13 protein-coding genes are annotated in these 13,077 nt (G+C 28.7%); 2 read left to right on the top strand and 11 right to left on the bottom strand.

Annotation, left to right across the window (positions count from 1 at the left end):
- Nucleotides 1-5: 5 nt before the first annotated feature.
- The 3 genes from ABGT36_RS00340 to ABGT36_RS00330 are packed head-to-tail and all read right to left on the bottom strand — an operon-like array spanning nucleotide 6 to nucleotide 4,442.
- Entirely contained in the window at nucleotides 6-1,748 is a 1,743-nt protein-coding gene (locus tag ABGT36_RS00340; protein WP_296884467.1) for an ABC transporter ATP-binding protein, read from the bottom strand.
- On the bottom strand, nucleotides 1,741-3,459 hold the full coding sequence (locus ABGT36_RS00335) for an ABC transporter ATP-binding protein (RefSeq protein ID WP_087301548.1): 1,719 nt from the start codon (nucleotides 3,457-3,459) through the stop codon (nucleotides 1,741-1,743). Before ABGT36_RS00335 ends, ABGT36_RS00340 begins: the two co-directional genes overlap by 8 nt.
- A 47-nt stretch (nucleotides 3,460-3,506) precedes the next feature.
- Nucleotides 3,507-4,442, bottom strand: a complete 936-nt coding sequence (locus ABGT36_RS00330; RefSeq protein WP_346676383.1) for a methyltransferase — start codon at nucleotides 4,440-4,442, stop codon at nucleotides 3,507-3,509.
- Between the two features lie 63 nt (nucleotides 4,443-4,505).
- Between ABGT36_RS00330 and ABGT36_RS00325 the strand changes: the two genes are divergently transcribed.
- Together ABGT36_RS00325 and ABGT36_RS00320 are read left to right on the top strand one after the other, a co-directional pair.
- Nucleotides 4,506-5,708, top strand: a complete 1,203-nt coding sequence (locus ABGT36_RS00325; RefSeq protein ID WP_346676382.1) for an O-antigen ligase family protein — start codon at nucleotides 4,506-4,508, stop codon at nucleotides 5,706-5,708.
- Nucleotides 5,695-6,429, top strand: coding sequence for a class I SAM-dependent methyltransferase (locus ABGT36_RS00320; protein WP_346676381.1), 735 nt, complete (start codon nucleotides 5,695-5,697; stop codon nucleotides 6,427-6,429). The genes ABGT36_RS00325 and ABGT36_RS00320 overlap by 14 nt, the downstream gene beginning before the upstream one ends.
- 39 nt (nucleotides 6,430-6,468) lie before the next feature.
- On the opposite strand, the gene ABGT36_RS00315 is transcribed toward ABGT36_RS00320, so the two are convergent.
- The 8 genes from ABGT36_RS00315 to ABGT36_RS00280 all read right to left on the bottom strand — a co-directional run bounded on the left by ABGT36_RS00315 (nucleotide 6,469) and on the right by ABGT36_RS00280 (nucleotide 13,020).
- Nucleotides 6,469-6,642, bottom strand: a complete 174-nt coding sequence (locus ABGT36_RS00315; RefSeq protein ID WP_204245277.1) for a hypothetical protein — start codon at nucleotides 6,640-6,642, stop codon at nucleotides 6,469-6,471.
- A gap of 266 nt (nucleotides 6,643-6,908) precedes the next feature.
- A complete protein-coding gene (locus ABGT36_RS00310) occupies nucleotides 6,909-7,088 on the bottom strand; it encodes a hypothetical protein (protein ID WP_087302464.1) in 180 nt (59 codons plus the stop codon).
- Between the two features lie 76 nt (nucleotides 7,089-7,164).
- Entirely contained in the window at nucleotides 7,165-7,938 is a 774-nt protein-coding gene (locus tag ABGT36_RS00305) for a ZIP family metal transporter (protein ID WP_346676380.1), read from the bottom strand.
- 140 nt (nucleotides 7,939-8,078) lie between these two features.
- On the bottom strand, nucleotides 8,079-8,522 hold the full coding sequence (gene mscL, locus ABGT36_RS00300; RefSeq protein WP_204215267.1) for a large conductance mechanosensitive channel protein MscL: 444 nt from the start codon (nucleotides 8,520-8,522) through the stop codon (nucleotides 8,079-8,081).
- Between the two features lie 88 nt (nucleotides 8,523-8,610).
- Nucleotides 8,611-10,518 carry an ABC transporter permease gene (locus tag ABGT36_RS00295; protein WP_346676379.1) on the bottom strand — a complete coding sequence of 636 codons (1,908 nt, stop codon included), beginning with the start codon at nucleotides 10,516-10,518 and terminating at the stop codon, nucleotides 8,611-8,613.
- Entirely contained in the window at nucleotides 10,515-11,270 is a 756-nt protein-coding gene (locus ABGT36_RS00290; RefSeq protein ID WP_346676378.1) for an ABC transporter ATP-binding protein, read from the bottom strand. The genes ABGT36_RS00295 and ABGT36_RS00290 overlap by 4 nt, the downstream gene beginning before the upstream one ends.
- 96 nt (nucleotides 11,271-11,366) lie before the next feature.
- The gene (locus ABGT36_RS00285) at nucleotides 11,367-12,356 is read right to left on the bottom strand and encodes a HAMP domain-containing sensor histidine kinase (protein ID WP_087373586.1); all 990 of its coding nucleotides are present in this window, start codon (nucleotides 12,354-12,356) and stop codon (nucleotides 11,367-11,369) included.
- A complete protein-coding gene (locus ABGT36_RS00280) occupies nucleotides 12,349-13,020 on the bottom strand; it encodes a response regulator transcription factor (RefSeq protein ID WP_346676377.1) in 672 nt (223 codons plus the stop codon). The genes ABGT36_RS00285 and ABGT36_RS00280 overlap by 8 nt, the downstream gene beginning before the upstream one ends.
- Between the last annotated feature and the right edge of the window lie 57 nt (nucleotides 13,021-13,077).

Genomic DNA, 13,077 nt, shown 5'->3' with positions numbered 1-13,077 from the left:
TCATTTTATTGACTGTTTCCTAAATTAAACTGACTATGGTATAGATTATAATAATAACCATGTTTAGCTAACAATTCTCGATGCGTTCCTTGTTCTAAAATACGACCTTTATCCATTACTAAAATAACATCAGCATTTTTAATCGTCGATAAACGATGGGCAACAATAAATGTCGTTCTTCCTTCCATCATAATATCAAAAGCTTCCTGGATTTGTAATTCAGTTCGTGTATCAATCGAACTAGTCGCTTCATCTAAAATCAACATCGGTGGTTTAGTAAGCATAATTCGAGCTATACAAATTAACTGTTTTTGTCCTTGAGAAAGATTGCCACCATCTTCTTCTACTAACGTATCATACCCTTCTGGTAACTTCATAATAAACTTATGAACCCGGGCTTTTTTGGCCGCAGCAATTATTTCTTGATCACTTGCATCACTTTTTCCATAAGCAATATTTTCTTTAATTGTCCCTTTAAAGATCCAAGATTCTTGTAAAACCATTCCGTATAATCGTCGTAAATAATTTCTTTCCATATCTCTAGTATCAATGTTATCTACTTGGATAGTACCACTGTTTTGATCATAGAAACGCATTAATAAATTTATTAAAGTCGTTTTCCCACAACCAGTTTTACCAACAATAGCAACTGTTTGTCCTGGTTTAGCTTCTAAACTTAAATTTTCAATTAATGATATATCAGGATTATAGCTAAAACAAACATCCTTTAAACAAACCTGTCCACTGATATTTTCAATCGTTTGCGGATTAGCAACTGGTTTTTCAACTTTTTCATCTAATAATTTAAATACTCTTCCACTAGCTGCAAGAGCAGTTTGCATTTCTGTCATTACTGAAGAAATTTCATTAAATGGTTTAGTGTATTGATTGGCATATGTTAAAAAGCTCGATAATAATCCAACACTAAAATGTCCATTTAAAACACTAATTGCCCCAAAAACACCAACTGCACCATAAACTAAACTGTTGACTATTCTTGTTGTAGGATTTATCAAAGCACCATAAAACTGGGATTTAACGCCACTAACATGCATCCGCTGATTAATTTGTGCAAATCTTTGTTCATTTAATTCTTCATAATTAAATGCTTTAATCAAACGTTGATTACCGATCATTTCTTCAATATATCCATTCATATCACCACGAATCTCTAATTGTTCTTGAAAATATAAATGTGTTCTTTTAACAATCAATGAAGCTACTAAAAGTGATAATGGTGTTAAAACAATTACTACTGCTGCAATCGTCAAATTAATTAAACACATAATAATAATTGTCCCTACGATCGTTGCAATTCCTGTAAACAAGCTAGTAAAACTTTGCAATAAACCACTGCCTATTAAATCAATATCATTAATAACTCGTCCAATAATATCTCCATGAGGATGTTGATCAATATATTTTAGTGGTAATAAATGAATCTTTTCAAAAATTCGATCTCGTAAATCATTAGTAATATTATAAGTTATTTTGTTTGTTAGCTGTGATAATATCCATTGTACTATCGACCCAGCAATAATTATTAAAACAATAAATAACAATTGATTTATTAAAGCATTAAAATCAACTTTACCTACTCCAATCAATAAATCAATAGCTTGACCAAATAGAATTGGAGTAATCAGTGTTAAACAAACACTTATAAAAGATAAAACAAAAATCCCAATTAAAATAATTCGATACGGTTTACAATATGTAATTAAACGCATAATAGTTTTATTATCCATGTAAATCACCATCCCCACTATGCTGAGAAGCATAAATTTCTTGATAAATCTGGCAATTCTTCATCAAATTTTCATGACTATCATAGCCAACTAATTCACCATGATATAAAACAAGAATTTTATCAGCCTGTTCAACAGAAGCAATTCTTTGTGAAATAATAATTTTAGTCATTTGCAATTTCTTTAATTCCTGACGTAACCTAAAATCGGTAGCATAATCAAGAGCACTTGAACTATCATCTAAGATTAAAATCTTGGGATCTTTTACTAAAGCCCTAGCAATAGTTAGACGCTGTTTTTGACCACCAGATAAGTTTTTACCACCTTGGTCAATAAATGTATCTAAGCCCCTTTCTTTATCTTCTACTAATTCTACTCCCTGTGCAATTTGTAAAGCCGTCATTAATTTTTCATCACTAGCGTTTTGATTACCTAATTGCAGATTTTCTCTTATCGTTCCTGAAATCAAAGAAGCATACTGAGGTACAAAACCAATGAAACTTCGTAGTGATTGTAAATCATAGTCTTTAATTGGCTTTTCATTTAAATAAATTTCTCCATTATTAACATCATAAAAACGAGCAATTAGATTTACTAAAGAAGTTTTACCTGCACCAGTTCCGCCAATAATACCAATTGTCTGACCTGTGTAAATTTTAAAATTAATGTTTGTTAAAACATTCTTTTTATTATAAGCAAAATCAACATTTTTAAACTCCAAACAAACCGGTGTATCATTCCAATCTGTTTCATTAGATAAACTTGTAATATCAGGATTAGTTTCTAACACTTCAAATATTCGTGAATAACTAGCTCCAGCTTTATTGTAAATAGAGATAACATTTGCAAAAACAATCAAAGCTAAAAGAATTGAATTCATATAATTAACTAAAGCAATAACTTCACCTTGTGATAATCCACCAATATTTACCTGGACCCCACCAAAATAAATAATTAATACAATTGCGACATTTACGATCAATTGTGTAAAAGGATTCAATAACGCCTGAATACTACCTACTTTAACTTGAATATCTTTTTGACTTTTAGTTTCCTGTTTAAACTTATTAATTTCTTTGTCTTGTGAAGCAAAAGCTCTAATAACTCGAATTCCATTTAAGTTTTCGCGTACAATTAAACTTATTTGATCAAGTTTTTGTTGGACCCGATTAAAATATGGCATTGAAACTATTGTAATTAATAACATGACAATTGCTAAGATCACTGCTCCACAAACAAAGATCAAGGCTAATGGACCACTGATTAAAAAGGCTAAAAATAATGAACCTAACATAATAAAAGGAGCTCTTGATGTTAAACGAATCGTCATAGCAATTGCTAATTGAATTTGAACAACATCATTTACTAATCGAGTTACTAATGTTGGTGCATTTAATTTATCTAAATTGTGATGATCATAGCGATTTATCTGATGATACATATCCTCTCTAAGTTTAGTCCCTACACTTTGTGATGTTACTGATGCATAATATTGACATATCAACGCAAACAGATATCCAATAACAGCTAATGCTACTAATATTAATCCCCGTGATAAAATATAATTTTGATCATTATTAGCAATTCCAACATCGATAATATCAGCCATTACTAGTGGTACTAATAATTCTAAAGCGGCTTCAGCTATCTTGGAAACAAATCCGCCAATAGCTGGAAACCGATAATCTTTAATGTATTTTAATAATTTCATTGTTACCCTCCCAACTATAAATAATTATAGCCAATTTACTTTATAATTTAGCTGCAAACATAAATATAGCGCCCAAATTTATTTTTTTCGCCCTTTCTTCGAAAACAACTATCGTCTATATTATATCCAGCCTTAATAATTTCACCAGACATTTCTTCAAATGTAACTATCACTAGTCGATTACAGATTCTTCTTGATGATTCAATTATTTGGCACTGCTCTTGATAGCTAATTGGTGTATATAAATTATAAGGTAAATCAATTATGGCAACATCATAATGTTTATCCAAATTATGAATACTTACCTTATTAATTAAATACTCATTATAACCATAGTATTTTAAGTTTTTTCGTGCTTGCCATGATATTTCCCGAGAAATATCAAATCCCTCAATATTTAGTCCTAGTGCTAATCCTTCTAAAACTACAGTCGCCATTCCACAACAAGGATCAACTATTTTTAAGCTTTTATCACCTTGATAGGCAATGTTAACTAACGTTCTAGCCAGTCTAATATCTAACGAGTTAGAAAAAGTATTCGGTTTATCATCATGTTTTTTCCACGATGGAATACCATGATGATAATAGCCACAAAGCCATAATTGATTCAACTTAGTAATTGCAATAATATGTTTAGGTTTAGACATATTAACAGTTCCTTCAATAGCCCAGGAAATATCTTTGCACTTCTGCAATGTTTCTTGATAATCAACATGGCTAATTTCATTTTTTAAATAAATAACCTTAAATTCCTCAAACTCATAATGCAATTGTTTAACTTTCTCTATTAATCGATCAAAGTTTTTATCTACAGACCAAATATCAACCTTAGCTTTCATAAAAACACTTTGATCAACACTATAATTAATATTACTTAAATAATATTTGCTTAAATATTCTTCTTTAAATAATGCCCGAAATTCTAATGCACATAAATCACGTTCTTCAGGCGGATAATTGAATACATATAGGTACTTTTCCATTACTTCTCCTTATTTGTAACCACTTTAATTTTATGCTATAGTAACAGTACTTGGAGGTCTGTTATGCAATATTTAGATTCATTAAAAAACCGTTTTTCTAAAGAACAGCTGCTATTAATTGCAATAGCACTTAGTTTATCGACACCTTTTTATATTTGTGTCCCTTTTTTATTAATTGTAACAATATATTTATTGTATACCAAAAAAATTATTAATGCTTATAAAACCACCCCAAAATCCAAATATTTACTTATTTTCATGGCAATAAGTTTAATAGTATCTCTAATTTATCAAAACTGGATTGGTGTTGGTTGCCTAGCTTTAATTTTTATAGCTGTTTCACTAATGCTATATTATCGCCAATATATCAATCAAGACACTTTTGAGTTTATTCTTGATTTATTAATTGCACTATCAGTTTTATGGGCAATATATGGATTATATGAACAAACCCAAATTTTACAACGGCTTGGGTATGACCATTTTACCTTAAAAGTATTCAGCCGTCGAGAAAATCGTCTTAATTCAGTATTTTTCAATGCCAATTATTATGCAATGATGATTGAATTTATTATTATGATGATTGGTTATAAAATATTTGGAACTAAAGACTTAAAGAAACAAGCTTATTATTTTGTAGTAGCTTTAATTAATTTCTTTTTACTGTATATGACTGGTTGTCGAACTGCATTAATTGCAACAGCTGGGGCAATGTTAGTATTTTTAATCGTTAATAAAAATTTCCGTATTTGTTTATTAATAGCTCTTGCCTGTGTACTTTGTGGCATTTACTTTATCTTTAATCCGGAACAATTTCCACGTATTGAACGAATCTTTGACAACTTTGCCGTTAGAATGAAAATATGGCGAGCTGCTATTACTGGTATCAAAGCTCATCCTTTATTTGGTCAAGGGCCTATGACATATATGATGATCTTTGAAAAATATCACGGTCACGTTACTCAACATGCTCATAGCGTTTATTTAGATCCTATTTTATCCTTTGGGGTAATTGGAATATCCGTGCTAGTTCCTTATGTTATTGATAATTTTAAAAGATTAATTAAAGTATATAAAAAAAGATTAAATATTCGTTATGTTGCCTTAGTAATTTCATGTATTACTGTAATTTTGTTACACGGTACTTTAGATTACACTATTTTTTGGGTTCATACTGGTATTTTATTTTTATTACTATCTTCCTCATTTGGAATTTATGAAAACAACGGTGACTTAGAAAGAGAAATTGAATATGAAAGAAAATAACTATGATAACCTTGTGTTTTTTAATAAATATCTACAAATGAATCGCTCAATAAACGGTTTAGATGGTGCTGGTGAATGGCATGAACTTAAAAAAATTCTTCCAGATTTTCATGATAAAAAAGTTCTTGATTTAGGCTGTGGTTTTGGCTGGCATTGTAAATACGCCAGCGATAATGGAGCCATATATGTTTTAGGAACAGATATTTCTAAAAGGATGTTACAAAAAGCCCAGGAAATTAATAGTGCTGATAATATTGAATATCAGCAAATTGCAATGGAAGATTTAAACTTATCGAAAGAAAGTTTTGATATTATTTTAAGTTCTTTAGCTTTCCATTATGTTGAAGACTTTATTTCTTTAATAAAAAATATTTATAACTGGTTAAAACCAGGTGGTGATTTTGTTTTTTCAGTAGAACATCCAATATTTACATCAGCTGGATCTCAAGACTGGTATTATGATGATAATGGTGAAATATTACATTTTCCAGTTGATAATTATTATTATGAAGGGAAAAGAGAGGCCATATTTCTAGATGAAAAAGTAACTAAATATCATCGTACTTTAACAACATATATTGAAACTCTTTTAAATAATGGCTTTTTATTAACTAACATCGTTGAACCACAACCACCTGAAGAAATGATGGATCTTCCAAGCATGAAAGATGAAATGCGTCGACCAATGATGTTATTAATCGCTTGTAAAAAACCGCTTTAAAAATGGAGACTGATTTATATCAGCCTCCTATTTTTATATTTAATAAAAATCTTCAATTTTTACTTTATCACTAATACCAACAATCGTCATCCAAATAACACTAAATAAAATCAATCCTAATAACCAAAGAGGTACTCCACAAATTATAGTATCTCTAACTATCAATTCTAATACTATAAATAAGCCTATTGCAATTAACGCGATCCTGTTCATAATAAGCCTCCTTCATTTTCAATTATATCTTATTCTTTATATATATTCGATAATACCACTAATATGTTAAATAAATATTAAATTTTCTCTAGAAATAGAAAATGACAGTAAATATTACTGTCATTTTCAAGATTGGAAAGTTACTCAAAATATATAGGTATAAATTGCATAAAAGGACTAAAACATTATCTTTATACCTACGTTTATTTTACAATAATTTTTATAATCTAAAATCTAATTTGTCTTAAATGTTTGTTAATTTTTATTTACTTAGTTTCACCTTTAAACGCCAAATAAATAACGCCTAACATAAATGGTATCAATAATACTAATGCTATACTAGGCAGATTAGTTTTTTCACTACCTGTATAAGCGAAAATATTTGACATATTAGTCCCGATTGTCATCAATCCTGTTAATAATCCCATTCCTACTCTTTTTTTCATCTTCATCACCTACAGCTTTTATTATATTTAAAAACAGTATTTAAAATAGACAAAGACAATTAAGTTTATGTAAATATTATCCTAAGGCAACATCCAAGATCATCATAATAACAAACCCAATGGCAAAACCGATTGTTGCAAGATTACTATGTTCTCCCTGAGAAGCTTCTGGTATTAATTCTTCAACTACAACATAAATCATTGCTCCAGCTGCAAAAGCTAATAAATATGGCAAAATTGGTACCATCTTAGAAGCAAATAGAATAGTTATAACAGCACCTGCTGGTTCAACAATACCTGATAACAGTCCATAAAGAAAAGAACGATTTTTTGTTAAGCCACTAGCTTTTAATGGCATTGAAATTATAGCTCCTTCAGGAAAATTTTGTATCGCTATACCGATTGATAAAGCAATCGCTCCAGCAAAAGTTATGTCTTGATTCCCAGAAAGAAACCCAGCAAATAACACTCCTACTGCCATTCCTTCTGGTAGATTATGCATTGTAACTGCTAATATTAACATTGTTGTTTTTTTCAAATGACTTTTAGGTCCTTCAGCTTTATTATCTAAATGCATATGCGGAATCATATGATCTAAAAATAACAAAAATAAAATTCCTAACATAAAACCAATCGCTGCTGGTAAAAATGATAATTTTCCCATTGAAGCCGACATTTCCATCGCTGGAATTAACAATGACCAGACCGATGCAGCAACCATGACTCCTGAAGCAAAGCCAAGTAACAGCTTTAGTACATAATTATTGATTTTATCTTTCATAAAATATACACAGGCAGCACCGGCAGTAGTTCCAAAAAACGGAATTAGAATTCCCCAAAATATTTCCATATTACATTCCTCACTTATTAATTTTTATCATCTTATATATAATCTCCAATATCTAAATAACGGAAAATAATTAAACTATATTTTGGCTATATTCTAGCTTATCCGATTTTTACATGCAATTTATATGATAATAAATCATTTTACTCATCAATTACTGATGTACAATGAGGACACCTTGAAGCTTCAATATTTATCTCTTCTTTACAAAAAGGACATATTTTTACTTTAGCTTCAGCTTTATTTTCTTCACCAATTTTTGCTTTAATACTTTCATTAATTGAATTAACTAACTTTATCAAAGCAAAAAGAATAAACGCAACTATTAAAAAATTAATTACTGCCGTAATAAAACTGCCATAAGCTAATACCGGAGCATTTTTACCACTCCCTAAAACTAATTTTAAATTTGAAAAATCAACACCACCAAATATTCCTAATATCGGTGTAATAATATCATTATTTAAAGAAGTAACAATTGTGGTAAAAGAACCCCCAATAATTACCCCAACAGCCATATCAATTACATTACCTCTAGTAATAAATTTCTTAAATTCTTCAATAAGATTTTTTCCTCTTTTCATCATCTAACCTCCTAATAAATACATTAAAACAAAAAATGTCTATTTTAGTCAATTAAGTAAACAAAAAAGTAACTATGACAAACATAGTTACTTAAAGATAAACACTTAAACATTTTTGTTTAAAAGCAAACACTGATAACAAATATGCCAGATAAAAGATAACTAGTATTATTAATGCACTAACAACATTTATAATAAATAAATCTGTTTGCATTGTATTGGCAAGTGCCTGAACTGAAAAGTAGGAAGTAATTACCATTAATACAAATGGACAATAATAAGCAAAGCGAATTTCATTTTTAATTGATTTTGATAATACTCGATCACTAATGCCCATTTTTCTTAAAATCTGATAACGTTCACGGTCTTCATAAGCTTCATTGCTAACCTTCATAAAAATAATACTACCACTAGCTAAAATAAAGACAATAAATAAGAAAATACAAATAGAATAAGTAACACGAACCCAGGCAATATCACTATATAAAGGATCAAGCGCTACATAACCAACAGCTCCTCCTTCACTTTCAACTAAGGAATCTAAATATCCAATTGATGCCTGATAATTATTAGGATCAGCAATTTTATAATTATAAATATTTATTTCGTTACTTGTTGCTTGTAATTGTTTATAAACATTATCATTTACAACATAAGTATTAATATTTTCTTGAAGAATTCCTAAATAAGATGTATTAGTTTCATCTACTATTTGATATTCCTGGTTTTTAATGGTAATAGTTGGATTACTTACTGGATCAGAAATATCTATTAAATATAATCGGGTTAATTGAATTACTTGATTATCATTTAACTCTGGTAAATCAAAATTAATATTGGCTTTTTTAGCCAGTTGTTTTAATTGGCTATATGACACGATTCCATTAGCAGTATATGTGTACTTACTACTTACATCTTCATCGTTTAAAGATAGCATTGTATATGAATTAGAGAATTCTACTTCATTAGTTTTAGAGATTTCATCAGCTATTTGTTTTTCATCTAACTGTTTACTAGCTGTAATTGTATAATTATAAGTATCTCTAAAATGAGCAATACCGTCATAGCGTTCTTTCATTGCAAATGCAGTAGCTAAAACAGTTACTGAACAAATCATTAAAATCGTTACAATCGCATAAGTACGGTAATTCTTTTTTAATCTAAAGGCGATATTATTAACCCATAATGTTCTTTGTTTTTGATATAGATATTTTTTATTACCTATTAATTTATAGATTACAAATGGAATAACACCATCATACAAAAAGTAAATACCCACGATTACTAAAACAACTGCATAAAGAATATACATAAATGATGTTAGATCACCAACCTGCAATGCACAGTAGTAACCAGCAATCAACAATATCATACCTATTATTGCTTTAATAGTAGCCAAAATACCATTAGTAACCTTTAGTTCATTTTGTTTAGAAGCTGATAGCATTTCTACAACACTGCTTTTTACAATATTAACATATCCTTTAATGATCATTATCGCAAAAATAACTATAAACAAACTAATCGAAATTATAAATGGTGCTAAAGTTAATTTAAATGATACATCAACACTAATATTAGAAAGAGCTAATAAAATCATTGTAAACAATTTAGAAAAAATTACCCCTGATCCAATTCCAATTATTAATGACAATAAAGCTACTAAACTAATTTCAATTACATACATTTTACCAATCTTACCATTGTCTAGTCCCATAAATGTAAAGATTCCAATTTCTTTTTTTCGCTGTGCTAAAAAAACATTTGTAGCATACCAGATAAAGAAAAAGACAAAGATAACAAATACAATCGAAATAACTTCAATAATAGTTGTAATATAATCACTATTTCGATCTTTTAATACATCCATTGCTCCTGAAAAAGCAATGTTTTGAAAATTAAAGAAAACGAAAATCGAAAACGATAATGAAATAATTAATGACACATAATTTTTAATACTTCTTTTAAAATTAGAATACGCTAGTTTAAATAAACTCATTGTTGGTCACTTCCCATCGAAGCTAATAAACTTAATATTTCATCATAGAATTGTTCTCGTTTACCAGTATGATTCAAGCGACATTTAATTGATCCATCACTTAAAAAATATACCTGTTTAGCATAGCTGGCACTATAAGCATCGTGAGTAACCATTAAAATAGTAGCATTACCACGTTCATTAGCATTTTTCAATGATACTAATAAATCTTTACTAGATTTAGAATCAAGGGCTCCGGTTGGTTCATCTGCAAAAATTATTCGAGGATTAGTAATTAAAGCTCTGGCACTAGCTCCTCTTTGTTTTTGACCACCAGATAATTGATAAGGATATTTGTTTAAATGATTACTTAAGCCAAACAATTCCGCCATTGCTTTAGTTCGAGCAATTGCTTCAGTATTTTTGATCCCGTTTAAACTAAGTGGTAAAGCAATATTATCAGCCAAAGTCATATTATCTAATAAATTATAGTCTTGAAAAATAAAACCTATTTTCTCTTGTCTAATTTTTGATAAGCGTTTATTACTAACATTACTGACATCTTCACCATCAATAATAATCTGACCATGAGTAGGTTTATCTAACGTTGAGATCATATTTAATAATGTCGATTTACCTGCTCCTGAGGGTCCCATAATAGCAATAAAGTCATTTTCATAAATATCTAGATTAATGTTTTTTAATACTTTCGTTTGATAATCTTTACCGCCATAACTTTTGACGAGATTTTTAATTTCAACTACTTTTTTCATATCAAGTCCTCCTTAGATTACAACTTAATTGTATCAAGTTGAACTCCAAAAATCCTAACAGCTATCTAACAGTTAATTCGCTAATCTTACATTTTCTTAATCTAAGAAAAAATAATCCCGATTATCTTTAAACTTAATAAAAAAACGAGTTCCCGTATGAAAATTTTGATCAACTTGAACCTCAATATTCAATTTTTTAGCAATATCTTTAACAAAATATAATCCCATTCCGGTAGAACGATAATCACCATCTCTTAAGTTGCTGCCTACAAAACCACGATCAAATATGTATGGCATATCTTCCTTACTGATGCCAATTCCATTATCTTCTACAACTAAGGTTATTGCATCATTTTCAATGATTTTAAATATTAAACAAGGACTTTCTTGACAATATTTAATTGAATTTGCAATAAACTGATCAAGCATATATGTTAACCAGCGACGATCATTGTAAACATAAATATCATCAAATTGAATATCAATACTAAAATGCTTGTTGATTAAAAAATATGATTGATGTTTTATTGCTTCTTTAATTACTTGGGTTAACTGGATTCGTTCTATTTTTATATCGTTTTCAGGATTTTTTAATTTACTGCTCATGAGCATAGTATTTAAAAGCAGTTGTAATCTTTCAATAGTTTCTCGAATATCTTTTTTTAAAAAAACATTTTCATTACGCTCATTCATTAATCTTAATGATGCAAGTGGTAATTTGGCTTCATGTGACCATTTTGAAATATAGTCCGATAAATCTTGAATTTGATTATTTAAATAATTTATTTTTTGTTCATAGTATTTTTGATTATGTGCAAATATATTAACTATCTGCTTACTACAAACTAAGTTTAATTCTTCTTTGTCAACTAATTGCCGTTTTTCTAATCTAACTAATCGTAAATACTTTAAATAATCAAAAATAATTACAACAATTAAAAGAAAACATAAAATTATATCTAAATAAATTAAATCTTCCAAAAATAGGCGACTGCCACAAAGTAAAATAAAATAGATATTAATAAAAGCAATAACACTAATAGCAAATAAAATTTTCAAGCCGGTTTTCTTTAAATAATTAATCAATATAGTAACCAACTCCTTTTTTTGTTTTGATAACCTCTTGTCCACTCATTGATTCTTTTAATTTATTACGTAATCTTGAAATATGAACTGATAAAGTTGCATCAGTTACAAATTCATCTGTATTCCATAAAACCATCATCAATTGTTCCCGACTAACACAATTACCACGATGTTCTAATAATGTTGTCATAATTTTACTTTCTGATTTAGTTAACTCTAAAACCTGATCATTATGAATTAATCGGCCGCTTAATAAATCATAGCAGGTATCATCATCTAAATATTCTTTTTCTAATTGTTTATATTCATATGTTCTTCTTAACATTGCTTTAATTTTGACTAGTAATACTTCTAAATCAAAAGGCTTTTCAATATAATCATCACCACCAGCTGATAATGCCATTATTTTATCAGCATTTTGTTCACGACTAGAAATAAACAAAATCGGTACTGTTGATGTATTTCTAATCTTTTGACACCAATAAAAACCATCATAATATGGTAAATTGATATCTAATAAAATTAAATCTGGTGCATATTTTAAACATTGTCTATCTACATGTTTAAAATCAATATCAGCTTTTACTTGAAAATCCCATTTTTTAAGTAATAATTCTAGCTCCCGCGCTAAAACAGGATCATCTTCAACAATCATAATTTTCATCATTATCACCCCTATATAAAATTATTATATATCGCTAATTTAAAAATTAATATTAAA

It is taken from the genome of Erysipelatoclostridium sp. An173 (assembly GCF_963931465.1).
Lineage (GTDB): Bacteria > Bacillota_I > Bacilli_A > Erysipelotrichales > Coprobacillaceae > Thomasclavelia > Thomasclavelia merdavium.
The sequence above is the reverse complement of the archived record's forward strand: the minus strand, read 5'-3'. Positions and strand labels throughout refer to the sequence as shown.